This window comes from Micromonospora luteifusca (genome assembly GCF_016907275.1).
In the GTDB taxonomy this organism is placed as follows: Bacteria; Actinomycetota; Actinomycetes; order Mycobacteriales; family Micromonosporaceae; genus Micromonospora; species Micromonospora luteifusca.
Genome location: NZ_JAFBBP010000001.1, coordinates 1409973 through 1429882, shown reverse-complemented (window position 1 = coordinate 1429882; position 19910 = coordinate 1409973). Strand labels below are relative to the sequence as shown.

Annotated in this window: 18 protein-coding genes; 11 read left to right on the top strand and 7 right to left on the bottom strand. The window is 71.7% G+C overall.

Translation table 11 applies throughout. From position 1 onward, the window contains the following. Nucleotides 1–128 precede the first annotated feature (128 nt). Together JOD64_RS06010 and JOD64_RS06005 are read right to left on the bottom strand one after the other, a co-directional pair. Nucleotides 129–980, bottom strand: a complete 852-nt coding sequence (locus JOD64_RS06010) for a DUF308 domain-containing protein (RefSeq protein ID WP_204941323.1) — start codon at nt 978–980, stop codon at nt 129–131. A 289-nt stretch (nt 981–1269) separates the two neighbouring features. Continuing rightward, complete coding sequence (locus JOD64_RS06005) at nt 1270–4743, bottom strand: ATP-binding protein (RefSeq protein WP_204945926.1); 3474 nt, start codon at nt 4741–4743, stop codon at nt 1270–1272. Between the two features lie 137 nt (nt 4744–4880). Here JOD64_RS06005 and JOD64_RS06000 point away from each other — a divergent pair, with 137 nt between their 5' ends. Then, on the top strand, nt 4881–5138 hold the full coding sequence (locus JOD64_RS06000) for a hypothetical protein (protein ID WP_204941322.1): 258 nt from the start codon (nt 4881–4883) through the stop codon (nt 5136–5138). A 195-nt stretch (nt 5139–5333) separates the two neighbouring features. On the opposite strand, the gene JOD64_RS05995 is transcribed toward JOD64_RS06000, so the two are convergent. Next, the gene (locus tag JOD64_RS05995; RefSeq protein WP_204941321.1) at nt 5334–6026 is read right to left on the bottom strand and encodes a Crp/Fnr family transcriptional regulator; all 693 of its coding nucleotides are present in this window, start codon (nt 6024–6026) and stop codon (nt 5334–5336) included. 271 nt (nt 6027–6297) lie between these two features. On the opposite strand from JOD64_RS05995, the gene JOD64_RS05990 reads away from it, so the two are divergent. The 5 genes from JOD64_RS05990 to JOD64_RS05970 all read left to right on the top strand — a co-directional run bounded on the left by JOD64_RS05990 (nt 6298) and on the right by JOD64_RS05970 (nt 9881). Next, a complete protein-coding gene (locus JOD64_RS05990) occupies nt 6298–6801 on the top strand; it encodes a polyadenylate-specific 3'-exoribonuclease AS (protein ID WP_110564193.1) in 504 nt (167 codons plus the stop codon). 89 nt (nt 6802–6890) lie between these two features. Continuing rightward, nucleotides 6891–7394 carry a pyridoxamine 5'-phosphate oxidase family protein gene (locus JOD64_RS05985; RefSeq protein ID WP_204941320.1) on the top strand — a complete coding sequence of 168 codons (504 nt, stop codon included), beginning with the start codon at nt 6891–6893 and terminating at the stop codon, nt 7392–7394. Between the two features lie 170 nt (nt 7395–7564). After that, nucleotides 7565–8593 carry a 6-phosphofructokinase gene (locus JOD64_RS05980; RefSeq protein WP_204945925.1) on the top strand — a complete coding sequence of 343 codons (1029 nt, stop codon included), beginning with the start codon at nt 7565–7567 and terminating at the stop codon, nt 8591–8593. A gap of 72 nt (nt 8594–8665) precedes the next feature. Next, a complete protein-coding gene (gene proC / locus JOD64_RS05975; RefSeq protein ID WP_204941319.1) occupies nt 8666–9484 on the top strand; it encodes a pyrroline-5-carboxylate reductase in 819 nt (272 codons plus the stop codon). A gap of 46 nt (nt 9485–9530) precedes the next feature. Next, the gene (locus JOD64_RS05970) at nt 9531–9881 is read left to right on the top strand and encodes a DUF2203 domain-containing protein (RefSeq protein ID WP_110564124.1); all 351 of its coding nucleotides are present in this window, start codon (nt 9531–9533) and stop codon (nt 9879–9881) included. 57 nt (nt 9882–9938) lie between these two features. Here the strand turns inward: JOD64_RS05970 and JOD64_RS05965 are convergent, their stop codons facing one another. Further along, nucleotides 9939–10655, bottom strand: coding sequence for a class F sortase (locus JOD64_RS05965; RefSeq protein ID WP_307813258.1), 717 nt, complete (start codon nt 10653–10655; stop codon nt 9939–9941). Continuing rightward, on the bottom strand, nt 10625–11494 hold the full coding sequence (locus JOD64_RS05960; RefSeq protein ID WP_204941318.1) for a DUF4397 domain-containing protein: 870 nt from the start codon (nt 11492–11494) through the stop codon (nt 10625–10627). Before JOD64_RS05960 ends, JOD64_RS05965 begins: the two co-directional genes overlap by 31 nt. Nucleotides 11495–11631: 137 nt before the next feature. On the opposite strand from JOD64_RS05960, the gene JOD64_RS05955 reads away from it, so the two are divergent. Beyond that, nucleotides 11632–13233 (top strand): glycosyltransferase 87 family protein, encoded by a 1602-nt coding sequence (locus JOD64_RS05955; protein WP_204941317.1) that lies wholly within the window; start codon nt 11632–11634, stop codon nt 13231–13233. Between the two features lie 28 nt (nt 13234–13261). On the opposite strand, the gene JOD64_RS05950 is transcribed toward JOD64_RS05955, so the two are convergent. Further along, entirely contained in the window at nt 13262–13936 is a 675-nt protein-coding gene (locus tag JOD64_RS05950; protein ID WP_204941316.1) for an NADPH-dependent F420 reductase, read from the bottom strand. A 298-nt stretch (nt 13937–14234) separates the two neighbouring features. Continuing rightward, nucleotides 14235–14729: a glutathione peroxidase gene (locus tag JOD64_RS05945; RefSeq protein WP_204941315.1), complete on the bottom strand. Its 495-nt coding sequence runs from the start codon at nt 14727–14729 to the stop codon at nt 14235–14237. Between the two features lie 168 nt (nt 14730–14897). Here JOD64_RS05945 and JOD64_RS05940 point away from each other — a divergent pair, with 168 nt between their 5' ends. The 4 genes from JOD64_RS05940 (at nt 14898) to JOD64_RS05925 (ending at nt 19851) form a co-directional block, all read left to right on the top strand. Then, nucleotides 14898–16532, top strand: a complete 1635-nt coding sequence (locus JOD64_RS05940; protein WP_204941314.1) for a glycosyl hydrolase family 18 protein — start codon at nt 14898–14900, stop codon at nt 16530–16532. A gap of 181 nt (nt 16533–16713) precedes the next feature. Then, nucleotides 16714–17226 carry a nuclear transport factor 2 family protein gene (locus tag JOD64_RS05935; RefSeq protein WP_204941313.1) on the top strand — a complete coding sequence of 171 codons (513 nt, stop codon included), beginning with the start codon at nt 16714–16716 and terminating at the stop codon, nt 17224–17226. Between the two features lie 87 nt (nt 17227–17313). Beyond that, on the top strand, nt 17314–18720 hold the full coding sequence (locus JOD64_RS05930; protein ID WP_204941312.1) for a class II 3-deoxy-7-phosphoheptulonate synthase: 1407 nt from the start codon (nt 17314–17316) through the stop codon (nt 18718–18720). A gap of 90 nt (nt 18721–18810) precedes the next feature. Beyond that, nucleotides 18811–19851 (top strand): threonine aldolase family protein, encoded by a 1041-nt coding sequence (locus tag JOD64_RS05925; protein ID WP_239559425.1) that lies wholly within the window; start codon nt 18811–18813, stop codon nt 19849–19851. Nucleotides 19852–19910 lie beyond the last annotated feature (59 nt).

The window sequence follows — 19910 nt, the reverse complement described above, 5'->3', positions numbered from 1 at the left end:
CGCCGCGAACAAGGAAAAACCGGTCAGTCAGCGGAGGGAGTGACGTACGGCGGTATTCCTACTGACAGTAAGTTACACCACTGTTACGCCCTCGGCGGGTCGGCGCTGTCCCGAGATACGAGCCAGGGTCAGACGACGGCGCCGTTGTCCGGGTCGTCCTCGTCCTCGTCGCCGGGGCGCAGCCGCCAGATCAGCGTGACGAAACCGGCCAGGATGCCGGTGAACCCGAACAGGGTGACCGCCGAGCGGTCCACCGGGACCAACCATGGGAAGAGGAACAGCACGAACCCGACGACCACGCCGAGCACGCCGACCACCGCGTACTTGCTGATCCGCGGCAGCGGCGGCGGTGGCGGCGGGTGGTAACCCTCGTCGTCCTCGTCGTCGGGCAGGTCGGCGCCGAAGGTGTCCAGCCCGTCCAGCAGCGACGGCTCGTCCGGCCGGGCGCCGCGCCCGACGGAGATCCCGGAGATGTCGGTCGCGGACGGTAGCCGGCGGACATCGGTGGCGGTCGGACCGGGCTCATCGGTCCCGGAGCGGGCCAGCGGGCCGGCGGACGGCTCGTCCTGGGTGTCCCGCTCGTCCACGTCCTCCGAGGCCGGCCACGGGTGCTCACCGGTAGCGGAGGAGGTGTGGAAGCCGGCGACGATCCGCGCCCACTCGGCGTCGATGTCCGGTTCGTCACGGGCCGGCGGCTGCTCCGGAGTGGTCTCGTCGGCGAGTTGGGTCAGGTAGTCGCGTGCGGTGGTCAGGTGCGAGCGGTCGACGTAGAGCCGGTCGACCGGCCTGGCCGGAACGGTGGTGGTGCGGGTGACCGGGTTGAGGTCGGCGGAGGGCTGCAGGTAGGCGGCGATCCCGCCGGCGGCCAGCACGTCGAGCAGGTGCTCGCCGACGCGCGGATCGACGTCGCCGACGACGGCGTACTCGTTCGCGTCGAGCCCGTTGTCCCGCCGTCCCCGGCGGGCCCCACCCGCTGACACCCGGACATCCCCCTTAACGCGCCTCGCGACGCGACCGCCCCTGGCTCCTCGACGTCCGTCCGCACGCCGTGCCCTGAATCGTGACACGTCAGGGCATGGTTCCGGGAGTGCGTTGTGTCGCGTCTTCCAAAGTCAGGGCCACCGCCGCAGGTCGCGGCAGGTGTTCTTTGTCCCTTCTTGCGCAACAAGTGCGATCTCGATGATCGTTGGCGCCTGGGTGACCCGACACGCCGAGCGCCGCCCTGCTCCACTGCCAGCGATCGGGGGACCGCCCCGACGGGTGCGGCCCTCAGGGCAGGTGGAGCAGGGTGGGAGCGTGGTGTCGGGTGGCGAAGTCGTGCAGGCGGGCACGGGCCGTGGCGGCGGCGGGTGGGTCGATCTCGGCGAGCGGGCCGACCGCCAACGCCGTCGTGATGATCTCGTCGGTCACATCGGCCATCTGGGCGTAACTCGCTGACGCGGACCTCAGCAGGCCTGCGGCGGTGGCAGCGTCCCCGCCGTGCCGGGCCAGCGTGGCGTCGGCGACCTGGCGGGCGGCGCGGGCCCACGGGGTCATCCGGGGTGCCCGGTCGAGCAACTCCCGGACCAGCCGGGCGGCGTCGGCCCCGAGTACCCCGGCGACGTGCCCGACGGCCGGCACCCACTCCGCGAACGGGATCATCCGGGTCCGTCGCCAGTCCTCGTCCAACTCGGTCAGCAGCTCCATCGCCTCGTCCCGGCGGCCCTGCACGGCCCGGCACAGCGCGGCGTGCGCCAGGGTGGAGCGCAGCACCCGATGGAACCCGCTGCGGCGGGCCGCCACCAGCGCCTGCTCGACCAGATCCGCACCCGCCCCGCCCGGTCCCGCAGCCCTGCCCGACTCCGCTCCGGCCAGCCCGCGCATCCAGCCGGAGACCGCCACGATGTGCAGGTCCCACTCCGCGGTCGGCCGACGGGTCGACTCCGCTGCCATCGCCAGCGCGGCCGTCCAGTCACCCGCGTAGTACGCCCGCGCCCACTGGTCGGCGAAGCTGGTCGCCAGGCTGTGCTCGCCGCCCAGATCGAGGGTGAGCTGCTCGTCGACCAGCCGAGCCGAGCCGGCCAGGTCGCCCTCCTCCTGCAACGCCCAGGCCAGGTTCTGCACCGCCCGGCGTCGACTGGTCAGGCGCTCCACCCTGCAGTGCTCGGTCACCTCGACCAGCTCCGGGTACGCCGAGTCGGAGCCGGCCAGGTAACGCGCGACCGCCAGGGTGATCCGGGCGTTGGCCCGCACCTCGCGCAGCTGGAGCCTCTCGGCGAGGATCTCCGCGGCCCGGGCCGCGGCGCACGCCGGGTCGGTCTCCGCGTTCAGCATGTGCACGCGGGCCAGCTCCAGCAGGGCACCCGCCTTCTCCTGGCTGTCCGGCAACTCGCTGTAGATGCCGATCGCCTGGTCCAGGCAGTGCAGGGTCGCGGAACGGTCGGCCCGACTCCACGCCGCGGTGGCGAGCAGTGTCCAGGCCCGCGCCGCACCCGTCCGGTCACCACCGGTTGTGAGCCGCTCGGCCAGCCGGCTGAGGGTGTCCGTGCCACCGGCGACCAGGAACGCGTCGCCGTCGCGGTAGAACGCCAACTCCGCCTCGAACAGCTCCAGCGCCGGGTCCGGCCCGACGTCGAGGGCCAGCGCCCGGCCGACCAGCGCGGCGGCCGTGTCCAACGCGTGCAGCTCGTACGCCCGGCGGGCCGCCCGGTGCAGCGCGGCCCGCGCGGGCGGGGCGTAGGGGGCCGTGTCCAGCCCGACGGTCCGGGCGATCTCGTGTGCGGCCCAGCGATGGTTGGCGAGCACCTCGGCCAGGTCGTGTTGTCGGCCGTCGGTGAGCTGCGCCATCCAGTCGGCGGTGCGCTGGTGCCGGAGGACCCGCTCGGCCCTCGGTAGCCGCTGGTAGCAGACGTCGCGCACCAGGATGTGCCGGAACCGGTACTCGGACTGGCCGGGCATCGTCGACGTGCCCTGCTCGTACACCAGGTCGCGCCGTTGCAGCCGGTCCAGCGCACGCTCCACCCACTCCACCGGCCGCCCCAGCGCCGTCGCCACCGGCGCGGCCCAGAACTGCACGCCGACCACCGCGGCGGCCTGGAGCACCGCCCGGTCGGCCGGGTCGAGCAGGTCGAGCCGGTTGGCGATGACCGCCTGCACCGTCCGGGGCATCTCCCCGCCACCGTCGGGGTCGAGGCGGGCGGCCGAGCGCACCGCGTCGAGCAGGCCGCCGTCGAGCAGCATCCGGGCGTACTCCTGGGCGTAGAGCGGGTTGCCGTCGGCGAACTCGATCAGCGGCGTACGCGCGGTCGTGGGCAGTGTGGACTGTCCGAGCAACAGCGAGTAGAGCGTGTCGATGTCGGCGTCGTGCATCGGCGGCACCGAGATGGACATCGCGCCGCTGATCGTCGCGGTCCACGACGGGTGTCGTTCCCGCAGCTCCGGGCGGGCGGTCGCGACGACCAGCAGCGGCACGCCACGCGCCGTCGCGCCCAACTGCTCGACGAAGGCGAGCATCGACTGGTCCGCCCAGTGCATGTCCTCGAAGGCCAGCACGGTCGGACCGGTGGCGGCCAGGGCGAGCAGGAACCGCCGCCAGGAGGCTTCGGTCTCGCCGGGGGTGAGTCGCTCGCCCGGTACGCCGATCAGCGGCCCGAGCGCCTCGGCCAGCCGGATCGCGTGCGGGTCGGCGAGCTGCCCCAGGCGGGCCCGCAGCCGCTCGCGCAGGGCGGCCGGGTCGTCGACCTCGGGCACGCCCACCCAACTCTTCACGATGTCCGCCAAGGCGGCCCAGGTGACGTTCTCGCCGAACGGCGGGCACTGCCCGACCAGCCAGGTGACCGGCGGTCCGGGCAGGCTTGCGGCGTGCCGCGCGAGCTCACGAAGCAGCCGACTCTTGCCCACACCGGCTGGGCCGAACACCGTCACCAACTGGGACGTCCGCTCGGTCACCGTCCGGTGCAGCGCGTTGACCAGCAGACCACGCTCGTGCTCCCGGTCCACCATCGGCGTCAGCTCGGCGGTGTGCGGGTCCCGGTGCGGCCGGACCCGCACGGCCAGCCAGATCCGGCTCACCGCGGAGCGGCCGCGCAGCGTGACCGGTGGTTGGTCGGCGTACTCCATCTCGTGGCGGGTGGCCGACCAGGTGCTCTCGTCGACGACGACGCCGCCCGCCGGGGCGAACGCCTGCAACCGGGACGCCGTGTTGACCACGTCGCCGGTGACGAAGGCCTGCCCGCCGTCGCGGGTGGCCGAGAGGTCGACCAGGGCCTCGCCGGTCGCGATGCCGACCCGGAAGCCGAGCGGCGGCTGCGTGCCGTTGGGCTGGTGGGCCAGGCTGCGTTGAAGCTCCAGGCCGGCGCGGACGCACCGCAGCGCGTCGTTGTCGGTGGCCACCGGCGCGCCGAACAACGCCATCGCCGCGTCCCCGATGTACTTCTCGACCACCCCGCCGTACTGGTGCACGATCCGTCGCACGGTGGCGAAGTAGGTCTGCTGCAGGCTGTGGGCCTGTTCCGGGTCGGCCCGTTCCGCGTACCTGGTGAAGTCGACGATGTCGACGAAGAGCACGCTGACCTGGCGCCGGTCCTCCTGCACCACGACGACGTGCTCCCGCAGCGGTTGACCGCAGCTGGTGCAGAAATTGACCTCGGTGCTGTTGGGGTGCCCGCAGTGCGCGCACGTGACCGCGAGCGGCTGGCCACACCCGCCGCAGAAGCGGTCGTCCGGACCAGCCGCGCGGGCGCAGTGTCCACATCTGAGGTCGATGTTCAGCTCCGTGGGCGAGAGGGGTCAGTATCGCGGCCACCCCGGCCAGTCGGCTACCCGACGTGCGGGCGGGCAACGCCATCGATCGGTCGGCGTTAGTGTTCCCTATCAGGAAGTTTCATGTCAGGGAGAGTGCCGTGCAGGTACGACTGTCCGCCTCGTGGACCGATCCGGGTGGTACGCGGTGGGCCCCGGGCGACACGATCGACGTCGATGCGGTCACTCTCGCCGAACTTGAGGAGCAGGGCATGGTGGAAGAGCCGGAAGGCCAGTCGGGCGGGTCGGGGGAGACCACGACCACCTCGTCGAGCACGCCCACGTCCGGTAAGCCGACCGATCCGAACAAGATCGGTCCGGGGCCGGGCGCGCCGCCGGCCGACGACACGGACAACTGATCGGCCGGATGAGGCCGGCGGGCCCACGGGTCTGCCGGCCTCACCCGTTGGTCGGTGCCAGTCGTGCCCGTGTCCGCAGCCGCCGGCTCTGCCGTCGCTGGTGGCGTCCTCGGTCGGTCACTGTGGAATGCCCGTCGTCGTGACGGATCTCGACAACACCCAGCTGTTGGTGGGCAACCGCTGACCTCGCGCTGGTCAGCGCTCGTTCATGCCGGCGCGGCGACGCAGCGCGGCCACGTCGGTCACCACGATCCGGCGACCTTCGGTACGCAGCCAACCACGGCTGGCGAACGAGCCGATCGCCTGGTTGACGCTCTGTCGGGAACCACCGGCCATTTCGGCCAGCTGGCTCTGGTTGAGCTCGATCGTGATCATCGGTGCCTGGCTTTCGCCGGCCAACCGGACCAGCGTCTTGGCCACCCGACCGGGCAGGTCGAGGAAGACGTGGTCGGCGTTCTGCTCGGTGAGTCGGCGGATCAGCCCGCCCAGCGAGCGCATCACCGCGTCCAGGATGCGGGGGTTGGAGTGCACCAGCTCCATGAACGCGCCCCGCGAGAGCGCGAGCGCCGCGCAGTCCTCGATGGCCTCGGCCGAGGCGGACCGGGTGGATGCGTCGAGCAGGGAGACCTCGCCGAGCACGTCCGGTGGTCGGATCACCGACAGCACGGCCCGCTCGCCGGTGGGTGCGGTGCGAAAGACGGCCACCGCGCCGCGGCGCAGCACGATCAGCGACTCACCGGGGTCGTTCTCCACGAAGAGCAGCTGGCCTTTGCGGTAGGTGCGCGGGACGGCGGCGGCGATGACGCGCTGCCGCACCTCGGGCTCCAAGCCGGCGAACATCTCGACACCTGTGAGCGCGTCACCCGGCTCCGGCAGGCGCATCTCCACGGCCCAACCCCTCCCCGGTCATGGACCACAAACTCGCTCACCGGGTGAACCTGATGGCCCTGACAAGGTGAACTGACACCGATTCGGCGTCCGGTAGCGGTACACATCAGATCATGACGGTCCGGTCGCTTGCTGTACACCCCTCGAAGCACTTCCGTGACTGTCGCGAGCTGCTGTCCACCGTTATTTCCGGTGCCGAACGGGCCCGCCGTCAGCGTCGGGGCGGGCCCCGCCGGGCACGGCCGTGTGGCGGTGGGCGAGGATGGCCGGAATGGTCTACCGCTACTTCTACGACTGCGAGTTCATCGAGGACGGCACCACCGTCGACCTCGTCTCGATCGGTGTCGTCGACGAGTACGGCCGCGAGTTCTACGCGGTCTCCACCGAGTTCGACGATTCCCGCGCCGTGCCCTGGGTCCGGCGCAACGTGCTGGACAAGCTGCCCTCCCCGGCGGACCGGGCCTGGCGGTCACGCGAGCGCATCCGTGACGACCTGTACGACTTCCTGGTCGAGCCGATCCGGGACCGGCCGGGGGAGCAGTTGGAGCTGTGGGCCTGGTTCGCCGCGTACGACCACGTGGTGCTCGCTCAGCTCTGGGGTGCGATGCCGGCGCTGCCCCGGGAGATTCCCCGCTACACCAAGGAGCTGCGGCAGCTCTGGGACGACCGTGGTCGGCCTTCTCTGCCGGATGCGGACGCGGCCCGGCACGACGCGCTGGTCGACGCCCGGCACAATCTGGCCCGCTGGCGGGCGATGACAGCCGGCGGGCGATGACGACCCGCTGAGTGGCGGTCGTGCCGTTGTAGGTTTGACCGGTTCTGTCCCGGGCATCGGTTCGACCAGCCGAGCCGAGGGAGTGTGCCATGAGCAACCAGCCGACCAGCGCCGCCGAGGCCCGCGCCCGGGTGACCGAGCTGGCCCGGGCCGCGCGGATCTGCATGCTCACCACGATTGCTCTGGACGGGCGGCAGGTGAGCAGGCCGATGGGGCTCCAGGAGGCCGAGTTCGACGGCGACCTGTGGTTCTTCGCCTACGCCGACTCGGCCAAGGTTCGCCAGCTCCGGGTGAATCCGGAGGTCAACGTCGCCTTCTCCGACCAGAAGCACCACGCCTGGGTGTCGATCTCCGGCACCGCCACCGAGGGGTTCGATCGGGCCCGCGCCGAGCGGCTGTGGAACCCGCTGCTCAAGGCGTGGTTTCCCGATGGGCTGGACACCCCCGGCCTCACGTTGATCAAGGTGCACGCCAGCTCCGCCGAGTACTGGGACTCGCCGAGTAGCACCGTGGTCAACCTGCTCGGCTACGCGAAGGCGGCGGCCACCGGCCAGCCGCCCGAGGTCGGCGAGAGCCATCAGGTGACCTTTTGAGCGGCGATTGAAGGCCCTCGCCCCGGGGCGCGCTGTCGCCGTACCGGCGGGCCGACTACAGTGCGCAGTGACGGCCCGCCCCGGGCCGGCAACGGCGCCGATGGTCTGACCTGACACATACCCTGGGGCATATCGGGCTTTACCTGATGCTCCAGGAGGATGAGCGGATCATGCGTATCGGCGTGCTCACCGGCGGCGGCGACTGCCCCGGTCTCAACGCGGTCATCCGGGCGGTGGTCCGCAAGGGCGTCGCCACTTACGGTCACGAGTTCGTGGGCTTCCGGGATGGTTGGAAGGGCCCGCTGGAGGGCCTGTCCCGGCCCCTGGGCATCGCTGACGTCCGCGGCATCCTGCCCCGTGGCGGCACCATCCTCGGCTCGTCCCGTACCAACCCGTTCAAGATCGAGAACGGCGTCGAGCGGATCAAGGACAACCTCGCCGAGCAGGGCGTGGACGCGCTGATCGCGATCGGCGGCGAGGACACCCTCGGCGTGGCCACCAAGCTCTACGAGCTGGGCGTGCACGTGGTCGGCGTGCCGAAGACGATCGACAACGACCTCGGCGCCACCGACTACACCTTCGGCTTCGACACCGCGGTCAACATCGCGATGGAGGCCATCGACCGCCTGCACACCACTGCGGAGAGCCACCACCGCACCCTGGTCGTCGAGGTCATGGGCCGGCACGCCGGCTGGATCGCCCTGCACGCAGGCCTGGCCGGCGGTGCCAACGTGATCCTGCTGCCCGAGCGGCAGTTCGACGTCGACCAGGTGGCCGGCTACGTCGAGAAGCGCTTCCAGCACCAGTACGCCCCGATCGTGGTGGTCGCCGAGGGCGCCCAGCCGCTGGACGGCCAGATGGTCCTCGCCAACCAGGAGCTGGACTCGTTCGGCCACGTCCGCCTCGGCGGCATCGGCCAGTGGCTCGCCGAGCAGCTGGAGGCCAAGACCGGCAAGGAGGCCCGCACCGTGGTGCTGGGCCACATCCAGCGCGGTGGCACTCCGACCGCCTTCGACCGGGTGCTCGCCACCCGCCTGGGCCTGCAGGCCATCGACGCGGTCAACGAGGGTGACTGGGGCAAGATGGTCGCGATGCAGAGCACGGACATCGTCCGGGTGCCGCTGGCCGAGGCCACCCGCGAGCTGAAGACCGTTCCGCTGGAGCGGTACGCCGAGGCCGAGGTCTTCTTCGGCAGCTGATCGACGGTCGGCGGCGCGGCGGGCCTGCGGGTCCGCCGCGCCGCCACCCCACGCGAGGAGGTACGGGCCGAGATGTCAGCCGGGGTGCACACGGTCGCGGTGATCGGTGCGGGCAAGATCGGTGAGCTGATGCTCTCCGGGCTGCTGCGCTCGGGATGGCCGGTGGACCGGCTGGTGGCCACCGCCCGCCGTCCGGCTCGCGCCGAGGAGTTGACCGCCCGCTACGGCGTACGGGTCGTCGACAACCTGACGGCGGTGGACGAGGCGGCGGTGCTCGCGGTTTCGGTGAAGCCGCAGGACGCCGCCGCTCTGCTCGACGAGATCGGCCCCAAGGTGCCGGCGGACAAGCTCGTCATCTCGCTCTGCGCCGGTCTGCCCACCAGCTTCTTCAACCGCAGGCTGCCCGAGGGCACCCCGGTGGTCCGGGTGATGACCAACACCCCGGCGCTGGTGGACGAGGCGATGACAGCGATCTCGGCGGGCGCGTACGCCACCGGGACCCACCTGGCGTTGGCCGAGGAGATGTTCAAGCCGCTCGGGCAGACGATCCGGGTGCCGGAATCGCAACAGGACGCGGTCACCGCGCTCTCCGGCTCCGGCCCGGCCTACTTCTACCTGCTCGTCGAGGCCATGATCGACGCGGGGATCCTGCTCGGGCTGCCCCGGCAGGTGGCGCACGAGCTGATCGTGCAGACCGCGATCGGTTCCGCGGTGATGCTGCGCGACTCCGGCGAGCACCCGGTCAAGCTGCGCGAGGCAGTCACCTCGCCGGCCGGCACCACCATCTCCGCGATCCGTGAGCTGGAGAAGCACGGCGTACGAGCGGCGCTGCTCGCCGCGCTGGAGGCTGCCCGGGACCGCGCCCGGGAGCTGGCGGCCCAGGCCGACTGACCGTTGCGGGCGCGTCGCGGGGCTGGGTGTGCCGCATACTGGCCCCGTGTTCACACTCGCCCAGGCCCGGCACCTGGTGGCCACCCTGCAACCGCGCGTCGACGAGTTGATCCGGGTCCGGGCCGACCTGGCCGAGCTGCGCGCCGACCTGGCCGACCACGGCGTGAGCGCGCTCGGCGGGCTGGCTGAGGTGAAGGGCCTGGAGGCCCGGCTGCACGCCGTCGTCGACGAGCTGCACCAGCACGACATCCAGGTCAAGGGCATCGCCCCGGTGCTGCTCGACTTCCCCGGCGAGCGGGCCGGCCGCGCCGTGCTCTGGTGCTGGCTGGAGGGCGACTCCGACGTGCGCTGGTACCACCGGGCCGAGTGCGGCTTCGCCGGCCGTCGGCCGCTCTGACGCGGCGCCTGGGCTATCGCCCGCTCTGACGCCGCACCTGAGCTGCCGACCGGTGGCCTAACCCGCGGCGGAGTCCGGCAGCGTCGGGCCGGCGGCCTCGGTCACCGCGAAGACCACCACGTTGTCCCGGTAGTGCCCGCTGCGCCGGTCGAAGTCGCCCCCGCAGGTGACCAGGCGTAACTCCGGACCCGGCGTCGGCCCGTAGACCGCTTCGGTGGGAAAGCGATCCTTGCGGACACGCACCGACCCGGTCACCCGGAAGGACAGCCGCTGCCCGCCGCGCCACACCTCCACCCGATCACCGGGGCGCAGCTCACCGAGCCGGGCGAACACCGCCGGGCCGCGCCGGGAGTCCAGGTGCCCGGCGAGCACGGCCGGACCGGTGTCGCCGGGTGCCGGGCCGCCGCCGTACCAGCCTGCGGCGTCGAAGTCACTCGGCGGGATCAGCGCACCGGCGCGGTCCAGGCCCAACACGGTGAGCGCGGAGTCGACAGCGATGCGGGGTACGCGTACCCGGGTGGGTGGACCCTGCGGCACGGACGCCGCAGCCACCGACGGGCAGTCGTCGGTGCAGCCGGGGTGCCAGCTCGCCATCGGCGGCGCCGACCCGGGCGCCGAGCCGCTGGTGGCCAGCCCGACCCCGGTGCCGGCGGCCAGGCAGACCGCCGCGCCGGCCGCGATCAGCGCGCCCAGCGGCACCCGCCGGTCGCGGTGCCGCCGGATCGACGCGTCGGGCCCGTTGGTCACCAGGTGGTGCGCCGCCGCCGACGCCACAGCAGCAGGGTCACCGCGACGGCTGTCGCGGCCAACCCGCCGGCCACCAGGGGGTACGCGCCGAGCCCGGCCCCGGCGGTGCCGCCAGCGCCGGTGTCCACCCCGCCGGCGGGGACGACCGTGCCGCCCTTCGCGTCGCGGCGCAGTTCAGCGGTGAGCCCGCCCTGTTTCGCGTCGAGCACCAGCAGCGAGTAGACCGCGCCGCCGGTGAGCCGCACCTCGGCGTCGGCACTCGGCCCGCCAGCGCCCGTCAGCCGCAGCCGGAAACTGCCCTGCTCGACCTGCTGGTATTCGGTCGTGGTCGCGAACTGCACGCCGTTGGCGATCGTCGGGCCGTCGGCGGCGGCCACGTCCAGCACGGGGGTGCGCACGGAAGCCTGCACGACCCGCACCTTGGCGTGGCCCTGCGCGGGCGCGCTGAGGTCATCGTTGAGCACCCGCAACCCCAGGTCCGCGTGCCGGCCGACACCGGCCACCGTGAAGGCGTCACCGCTGGTCACCGCGACCTCGGTGGTCAGCACCGGGGGACCGCTCTCCGGGGCGCCGGCCTCGCGCATCGCCACCGCGTACCGGCCGGGTGCCAGCTCGAAGTAGTCGGAGACCACGCCGTAGCCGACCCCGGGGAAGACCTTGGGCTTCGCGGCGTCCGGCGCGGTCAGGTAGACGTCGACGGCCGGAGTGTCCGGGGAGAGGTGGGCGAGCCGGACGTATCCGATGGTGTCCACGCTGGTCGCGGCGCTGGCCGGCACGGGGGTGCCGGTGGCGGCGAGGGCGGTGCTGAGTAGGAGCGCGCCGGAGCCGGCCAGCAGCCGGCGGGGCACGGTACGGAGCGTCTGCATGTCGCCTCCGGAAGCACGTTCGGTGAGCGGGCGGCAACCCAGAGAACAGGGTCCCGTTTACGGGACTCCAGCGCAAGTTGCCGAAAGGATGTTTTTGCGGGCCGACATCGACCGGCGTGCTGTTTTATTCTCGGTCGATGCGGGATCGCCGGGTGGCGCTGGTGTGGGCGGCCTTCGTCGTCGTCGCACTGGTGTCCTGTGTGCTCGTTCTCAGGCGCCCGGATCGCCTCTCCGACCTGCACATCTACTACGGCGCGCTGTCCGACCTGCACAACGGTCGGCCGCTGTACGAATACGCGGCCGACAACGGCGGGCCGTTCACCTACCCGCCGTTCGCCGCCCTCGTGCTGGGGCCGATCACCGCCGTGAGCGAGGGCGTACTGCAGGGGATCTGGCTGGTCGCGACCTGCGCGGCCGTCGTCGCCATCGCCGGGGCCGTCGGTGTCGCGCTGACCACCCGGCAGTCCCGGCGGCCGCTCGTCGTGGCGGTGGCGGCCACCGTGCTGATGCTCTCCGCGCCGGTGCAGAGCAACCTGCGCTTTGGCCAGGTCAGCATCTTCATCGTGCTGATGGCCCTGCTGGACGGCATGGGCGTCGTCCCACCCCGGCTGCGCGGGGTGCTGGTCGGGGTCGCCGCGGCGATCAAGCTGACCCCACTGCTGTTCGTGGTCTACTTCCTCGCCACCGGCCGCTACCGCGATGCCGGTCGGGCGGTGGCGACGTTCGTGGCCTGCGCGACTCTCGCCGCGATCGTGTTGCCGGGTGAGAGTTGGACCTACTGGAGCGAGGCGGTGCGGCAGACCTCGCGGATCGGCAACCTGGCCTCGCTGGGCAACCAGTCCGTGCACGGGATGCTGCTGCGCGTCGGCGTCGACGAGTCGGCGCTGCCACTGCTCTGGGCGGGTCTGGTGGCACTCATCTGCGCGGCGGCCCTGCTGCGGGCCCGGCACCTGACGTCGGAGGGTCGCCCGGGACACGCGGCCGTGCTGGTCGGCTGCGCCACCGTCGCCGCGTCCCCGGTGTCCTGGACCCACCACCAGGTGTGGCCGGTGCTCGCGGCGATGCTGCTGATCGGCGCGTCCGGCGTCACCCAGCGGGCGGCTGGCGCGGCGCTGCTCGCCGCCATGGTCGTCTCGTTGGGCGCGGTCCTCAGCCCGGTGTCGATGCGGCCCGGCGTGCAGTTCCTCTTCGAGAACGCCCGCGCCGTCGGGGTGTGCCTGCTGTGTCTGGCCGGCTTCGGCGGTGTCGCGGTCGCCGCCGCTCGCACGAACCGGCGGCCGGCGGCCGGGAGGGGCTGGCTGCGGGTGGGCGTCACGGCCACGGTGGCGGTCGCCTTCTTCGCCGTGCAGCCGCTGCCCGCCGGAGCGGACCCGACCTTCAAGGCGTACGCCCTCGACGACGTGGCCAACCCGCGATACTTCTTCGTCTGCCGTGGCCCGGTCGAGTGCGCCGCCTACGGCACCGACGCGCCGGTCACCTTCGGCACCCGAGCCGAGAAGACCAAGGTCCGGGTCAACGGCGTGGTCTCCCCGCAGGTGGCGAGGCTGGAATACTTCTCCGCCCCGGGCGGGGCACCTCGGGCCGTCCCGCTGCTCGACGCGTACCCGGGGACGCTGACGTTCTCGTTCCGTTCGGCGACCATGGCCAAGGGGCGGCTCGTCGCGTACGCCTCGGACGGCCAGCCGATCGCCAGCTACGACGACGAACTCGCCGCCGCCCTCCGCACCACCACCCGATAGGGGATCGCGGGGAGGGCGGCGGCGTTGCTCAGCGGGTCGCGGCGGCCAGGGCGGCGCGCAGCTTCTCGGCGCCGCCCTGGGCCGGGTGCGCCCAGTCCGTCGGGTCGGCGGAGTAAAGCACGCCGTACGCCGGGGTGTCCGGCTGGTAGCGCCACCCCTCGGCCAGCGACCCGGCGTCGACCGCGTCGTAGCCGATTCGGTCGAGGAACGCCGTCACCTCGGCCTTCGCGGCGGCGTCGTCGCCGGCGATCGCGAGAGCGCTGCGGTCTGCCGCTCCGGACGGCCGCGGTAGCGCGGCCAGGTGCTTGAAGTAGATGTTGTTGAACACCTTGACCACCCGGGCCTCCGGCAGGTGCTGCTGGAGCAGCTCGCTGCTGGTGATCTCGCCGGCGTCCAGCTCCGGGAAGGCCCCGTCGCGCTGTGGGTAGTAGTTGTTGGTGTCGATGACGACCTTGCCGGCCAGCGGCTCCACGGGCACCGCCCGGTAGGCCTTCAGCGGCACGCTGACCACCACCAGGTCACCCACCTGCGCCGCGTCCTGGACGGTGCCGGCGCTGGCGTGCTTGCCCAACTCGTCGGCGAGATCCTTCAGCGTCTCCGGCCCACGTGAGTTGCTCAGCACCACCTCGTAGCCGGCGTCCACCGCCAGCCGGGCCACCGTGCCGCCGATGTTGCCGCTGCCGATCAGTCCCACAGTTGTCATGTTGGTTCCCAACTCCGTCCACCCGCGACGCATTCCCGACTAGGGTGGTGGGTTATTCCGCTTGCCGGGATGCCGACCGGCTGCGCAGACTGCCGGGCATGCGCTGTCTCGTCGAGGATCTCGCAACCTTCGCCACCACGGCGGGCGCCTGGCTGCGCCGAGAGCCCGTCCTGCACAACGTACTGCTCACGCTGGTCGCCAGTCGGCTCTCCGGGGACATGCCACTCTCAGGTGACGAACAATTCAAGCGTGATCAAGGCGGCCCGGGGCGGGGTGGGCGGCGCTTGCCCGGGGCGAGTCAGGCGGGGGTCGGTAGGGCCTTCTCGATCGCGGCGCGCAGGTCGTTGGCGTCGGGCTCGACCGTTGGGGCGAAGCGGGCCGCGACGCTGCCGTCCGGGGCGACCAGGAACTTCTCGAAGTTCCACCGGACGTCCCCGGTGTGCCCGTCGGCGTCCGGGGTGTCCACGAGTGCGGCGTAGAGCGGGTGCCGGTCCGGACCGTTGACGTCGACCTTCTCGGTCAGCGGGAAGGTAACCCCATAGTTGACCTGGCAGAAGTCACTGATCTCGGCGGCGCTGCCCGGCTCCTGCCCGGCGAACTGGTTGCAGGGCACGCCCAGCACCACCAGGCCGCGGTCGGCGTAGGAGTCCGCGAGCGTCTGGAGGCCGGCGTACTGCGGGGTGAGGCCGCAGCGGGAGGCCACGTTGACGACCAGGAGCGCCTTCCCGCGGTAGCGGGCCAGGTTGGCGGGGCCGCCGTTGAGGGCGTCGATCGGGATGTCGAAGACGGTCATGGTCCGAGGCTACGCGCCCGGCGGGCGGGGCCCCGGGGACGGGCGGAGCAGGGGCACTCCACGCACCAGGAGAAATCGAAACATGCACATCTTGACTAAGTGATAACGCCGTGAGTACCGTCTCACCATCTCTTTTGGAAAGTTTCCTAACAGTTCGGGAGACGCCTCATGAAAAGATCGCTCCGCCGGGCCCTCTGGGCCGGTGCCGTGGTCGCCGTGACCGTCGCAGCGGTGCCGATGACCACCGCGTTCGGCGCCGGCAGTGTCACCACCACGTTCACCAGGGCACAGGACTGGGGGACCGGTCACGAGACGAAGGTGACCGTCACCAACGGGTCCAGTGCCACCGTCAACACCTGGCGCATCGAGTTCGACCTGCCGTCGGGCACCACCATCAGCAGCGCCTGGGACGCCGACGTGACCAGCAGCGGCAACCACTACGTCGCGGTCAAGAAGAGCTGGGCCGGCGGCCTCGCCCCGGGTGCCTCGTTCAACTGGGGTTACAACGGCACCGGCGCCTTCAAGGCCCCGCTGAACTGCACCGTCAACGGCGCACCCTGCGGCGGCGGCACCCCCACCAGCCCGCCGACCACGACCCCGCCGCCGACCACCACCCCACCGACCACGACGCCGCCCACCACCACCCCGCCCACCACGGCACCGCCGACCACCAACCCGCCGAACCCAGGTGGCAAGAAGGTCGTCGGCTACTTCGCCGAGTGGGGCGTCTACGGACGCAACTACCACGTCAAGAACATCCAGACCAGCGGCTCCGCCGCCAAGCTGACCCACATCCTGTACGCCTTCGGCAACACCACCGGTGGCCGCTGTGCCATCGGTGACAGCTACGCCGACTACGAGAAGGCGTACACGGCGGCGGACAGCGTGGACGGCGTCGCCGACACGTGGGACCAGCCGCTGCGTGGCAGCTTCAACCAGCTGCGCAAGCTCAAGCAGATGAACCCGCACCTCAAGGTGATCTGGTCGTTCGGCGGTTGGACCTGGTCCGGCGGCTTCACCCAGGCCGCGCAGAACCCGGCCGCCTTCGCCGAGAGCTGCTACAACCTCGTCGAGGACCCGCGCTGGGCCGACGTCTTCGACGGCATCGACGTCGACTGGGAGTACCCCAACGCCTGCGGCCTGACCTGTGACACCAGCGGTCCGAACGCGTTCAAGAACGTGATCAGCGCGCTGCGGTCGAGGTTCGGCTCCAACGCCCTGGTCACCGCCGCGATCACCGCGGACGGCAGCAACGGCGGCAAGATCGACGCCACCGACTATGCCGGCGCCATCGGCAACCTCAACTGGCTGATGCCGATGACCTACGACTACTTCGGGGCCTTCGCCGCCCAGGGTCCGACGGCACCGCACTCCCCGCTCACCTCGTACACCGGCATCCCGCAGCAGGGCTTCAACTCCGACGCGGCGATCCAGAAGCTCAAGAGCAAGGGCGTCCCGGCCAACAAACTGCTGCTCGGCATCGGCTTCTACGGCCGGGGCTGGACCGGGGTCACCCAGGCCGCCCCGGGTGGAAGCGCCACCGGCGCGGCACCGGGCACCTACGAGGCGGGCATCGAGGACTACAAGGTCCTCAAGAACACCTGCCCGACCACCGGCACGGTCGCCGGCACCGCGTACGCCAAGTGCGGCAGCAACTGGTGGAGCTACGACACCCCGTCGACCATCAACGGCAAGATGCAGTACGCGAAGAACCAGGGCCTCGGTGGCGCGTTCTTCTGGGAGCTCTCCGGTGACACCGGCAACGGCGAGCTCATTGGCGCCATCAAGGGCGGTCTCGGCTGAGCCGAAGGCCGACGCACCACCCACACGGCGGGGAGGGGCACGCACCGCCCCTCCCCGCCCGTGACACCCCGGCCCGGTCGACGCCCAGCGTCGGCCGGGCCGCCGTCGTTGGGTCGGGCCAGCTCGATGTGGCAGACTCCCGGCTCGGCAGGTCTCGATCTCACCGTCGACGGAGGTGGTCATGCACCCGACCCACCGCAAGCTGGCGGCAACGGCCGCAGGGCTGGTGCTGCTGCCGGTCGCCCTGGTCGGCTGCGGGATCGGCGGTGGCGGTGCCAAGGACGAACCGGCCGCCAAGCCCGCGCGAGCCCCCGCCGAGGAGGCCGCCGCCCGCTCCCGCGAGCGCGTGCAGGCGTACCTCGACGCGATGGCCGCCAAGGACGTCGCCGCTGGCCGCAGCCAGCTCTGCGCTCTTCTGCACGACGGCTTCGACCTGGGCGCCACCGGCCCCAACGGCGACTTCGCCGATCACTTCCAGGTGCCTGAGGCGGCCATCACCGACGTCCGGTCCGGTCCGCTCGGGCAGGAGGTCAGCGTCTCGGTCTCGGTCAGCGCCGGCAAGCGCACCGTCGCCCGGCCGCTGGTGTTCACCGTCACCCGCGACGGAAGCGACTGGTGCATCGCCGGGGAGGCGCCGGGCGGCCCAGCCGCCAACCCGACGCCGACCGGCGTGGTTCCCTCTCCCGCGTCCTGACCAGCGCCCGGCGGATTGATCTCCCACCTGCCGGAACCGTTACCCTCGCCTCCCGGGCACCCCGACCGTCGCCGTACGCTTTCTGTCATGCGCCATGAGTGGCATCAGCTGAGCCATCCCGCGGTGGGCAGCCCGGGCCTGCAGACCAGCCGACCGACCGTCGACTCCGCCGAGGACGCCGCGCTCGGCCTGGACCGATGGCGGGAGCTGCCCCGCGAGCAGGTTCCGCCGTGGTCCGACCCGGCCGCCGTCGCCGAGGTCTGCAAGGTCCTCGACACCGTGCCGTCGGTCGTCGCGCCCTACGAGGTGGACCAGCTCCGGCAGAAGCTCGCCCTGGTCTGCGAGGGCAAGGCGTTCCTGCTCCAGGGCGGTGACTGCGCCGAGACGTTCGCCGACAACACCGAGAGTCACCTGCTGGCCAACGCCCGCACCCTGCTGCAGATGGCGATCGTGCTCACCTACGGTGCGTCGCTGCCGGTGGTCAAGGTCGCCCGGGTCGCCGGGCAGTACACCAAGCCCCGCTCGCTGCCCACCGACGCACGGGGCCTGCCCGCCTACCGCGGGGACATGATCAATTCGCTGGAGGCCGACCCGGCCGCCCGGATCGCCGACCCACAACGCATGATCCGGGCGTACGCCAACTCGGCGGCGGCGATGAACATGCTCCGGGCGTACCTCGCCGGAGGGCTCGCCGACCTGCACGCCGTGCACGACTGGAACAAGGGCTTCGTGAAGAACTCCCCCGCCGGGGAGCGCTACGAGGCGATCGCCCGGGAGATCGACCGGGCGTTGGCCTTCATCCGGGCCTGCGGAATGACCGACGACGAGGCGCTGCGTACCGTCACCCTCTACTGCTCGCATGAGGCACTCGCCCTGGAGTACGACCGGGCACTCACCCGGGTCTCCGACCGTCGGGCGTACGGGCTCTCCGGGCACTTCCTCTGGATCGGCGAGCGCACCCGGCAGATCAGCGGGGCGCACGTCGACTTCATCTCCCGGATCGCCAACCCGATCGGCGTCAAGCTCGGCCCGACCACCTCCCCGGACGAGGCGATCGAGCTGTGCGAGAAGCTCAACCCGGACAACATCCCCGGCCGGCTCACCCTGATCAGCCGGATGGGCAACCACCGGGTGCGCGACGCCCTGCCGCCGATCGTCGCCAAGGTCACCGCCGCCGGCGCCAAGGTGGTCTGGCAGTGCGACCCGATGCACGGCAACACGCACGAGTCGTCCAACGGCTACAAGACCCGGCACTTCGACCGCATCGTCGACGAGGTGCTCGGCTACTTCGAGGTACACCGAGGGTTGGACACCCACCCCGGTGGCCTGCATGTCGAATTGACCGGTGAGGACGTCACCGAGTGCCTCGGCGGCGCCCAGGGCATCGAGGATCTCGACCTGCCCGACCGGTACGAAACCGCCTGCGACCCGCGACTCAACACCCAGCAGTCGTTGGAGCTGGCCTTCCTGGTAGCCGAGATGCTCCGTGGCTGACTTTGCGAGCCCCGCAGTCGGCAGCCGAAAGGATGACCATGGCTGACGCGAGGAGTGAGCTTGCGAGCCCCGCAGTCGGCAGCCGAAAGGATGATTGTGACTGACCTGTTCGTGGACCTGCGGTCCGACACGGTGACCCGACCTACCGCCGAGATGCGGGAGGCGATGGCCTCCGCCGAGGTCGGTGACGACGTGTACGGCGAGGACCCGACCGTCAACGCGCTGGAGGCCGAGGTCGCCGCGCTGTTCGGGCACGAGGCGGCGCTGTTCGCCCCGAGCGGGTCGATGGCGAACCAGATCGCCCTGCAACTACTGGTGTCGCCCGGCGACGAGTTGCTCTGCGACGCCGACGCGCATGTGGTCACGTACGAGATCGGCGCCGCTGCCGCGTACGGCGGGATTTCCTCGCGGACCTGGCCTGCGGTCGGCGCGGACATCGACCCGGAGGCGGTGGCTGCGATGATCCGTCCGGACGGCTACTTCGCCGTCCCGACCCGCGCGATCGCCGTCGAGCAGACCCACAATCGCGGCGGTGGCGGGGTGATTCCGCTGGCGACCCTGCGGGATCTGCGCGGGGTCGCCGACGAGGCGGGCGTCGCGCTGCACTGTGACGGCGCTCGAATCTGGCACGCGCACGTTGCCGACGGGGTGCCCCTGATCGAGTACGGCCGGCTCTTCGACACGATGTCGGTGTGCCTCTCCAAGGGCCTCGGCGCGCCGGTCGGCTCGCTGGTGGTGGGTAGCGCGGAGAAGATCGAACGAGCCCGGATGATCCGTAAGCGGATGGGCGGTGGCATGCGCCAGGCCGGCATCCTCGCCGCCGCCGGCCGGTACGCGCTCGCGCACCACGTCGACCGGCTGGCCGATGACCACGCCCGGGCGGCCCGGCTCGCCGAGGCGGTCGCGCCGTTCGGTGTGCTCGCCACCGTGGTCCGCACCAACCTGGTCGCGCTGGACCTCACGAAGCACGCCCTGGACGCGCGTGCCCTGGCCGCCGCCGCGCGGGAGGAGGGCGTGCTGATCTCGGTGCTCGGCCCTCGGAGCGCCCGCCTGGTCACCCACCTGGGCCTCAGCGACGCGGACATCGACCGCGCCGTCGCAGCCCTACCCCGCATCCTCGCCGCAGCCTAACTCCACCCCCCAAACCCCAACCCCGGCCTTCCGCCCCCGGCCCCCGCCCCCGCCGGTGA

Excerpts from the sequence above, each read along its gene's own strand:
- JOD64_RS05990 (WP_110564193.1), top strand. The coding sequence starts at position 6,298 with ATGGTCTACCGCTACTTCTACGACTGCGAGTTCATCGAGGACGGCACC.
- JOD64_RS05985 (WP_204941320.1), top strand. The coding sequence starts at position 6,891 with ATGAGCAACCAGCCGACCAGCGCCGCCGAGGCCCGCGCCCGGGTGACC.
- JOD64_RS05980 (WP_204945925.1), top strand. The coding sequence starts at position 7,565 with ATGCGTATCGGCGTGCTCACCGGCGGCGGCGACTGCCCCGGTCTCAAC.
- proC (WP_204941319.1), top strand. The coding sequence starts at position 8,666 with ATGTCAGCCGGGGTGCACACGGTCGCGGTGATCGGTGCGGGCAAGATC.
- JOD64_RS05960 (WP_204941318.1), bottom strand. The coding sequence starts at position 11,494 with ATGCAGACGCTCCGTACCGTGCCCCGCCGGCTGCTGGCCGGCTCCGGC.
- JOD64_RS05955 (WP_204941317.1), top strand. The coding sequence starts at position 11,632 with ATGCGGGATCGCCGGGTGGCGCTGGTGTGGGCGGCCTTCGTCGTCGTC.
- JOD64_RS05950 (WP_204941316.1), bottom strand. The coding sequence starts at position 13,936 with ATGACAACTGTGGGACTGATCGGCAGCGGCAACATCGGCGGCACGGTG.
- JOD64_RS05945 (WP_204941315.1), bottom strand. The coding sequence starts at position 14,729 with ATGACCGTCTTCGACATCCCGATCGACGCCCTCAACGGCGGCCCCGCC.
- JOD64_RS05940 (WP_204941314.1), top strand. The coding sequence starts at position 14,898 with ATGAAAAGATCGCTCCGCCGGGCCCTCTGGGCCGGTGCCGTGGTCGCC.
- JOD64_RS05935 (WP_204941313.1), top strand. The coding sequence starts at position 16,714 with ATGCACCCGACCCACCGCAAGCTGGCGGCAACGGCCGCAGGGCTGGTG.
- JOD64_RS05930 (WP_204941312.1), top strand. The coding sequence starts at position 17,314 with ATGCGCCATGAGTGGCATCAGCTGAGCCATCCCGCGGTGGGCAGCCCG.
- JOD64_RS05925 (WP_239559425.1), top strand. The coding sequence starts at position 18,811 with ATGATTGTGACTGACCTGTTCGTGGACCTGCGGTCCGACACGGTGACC.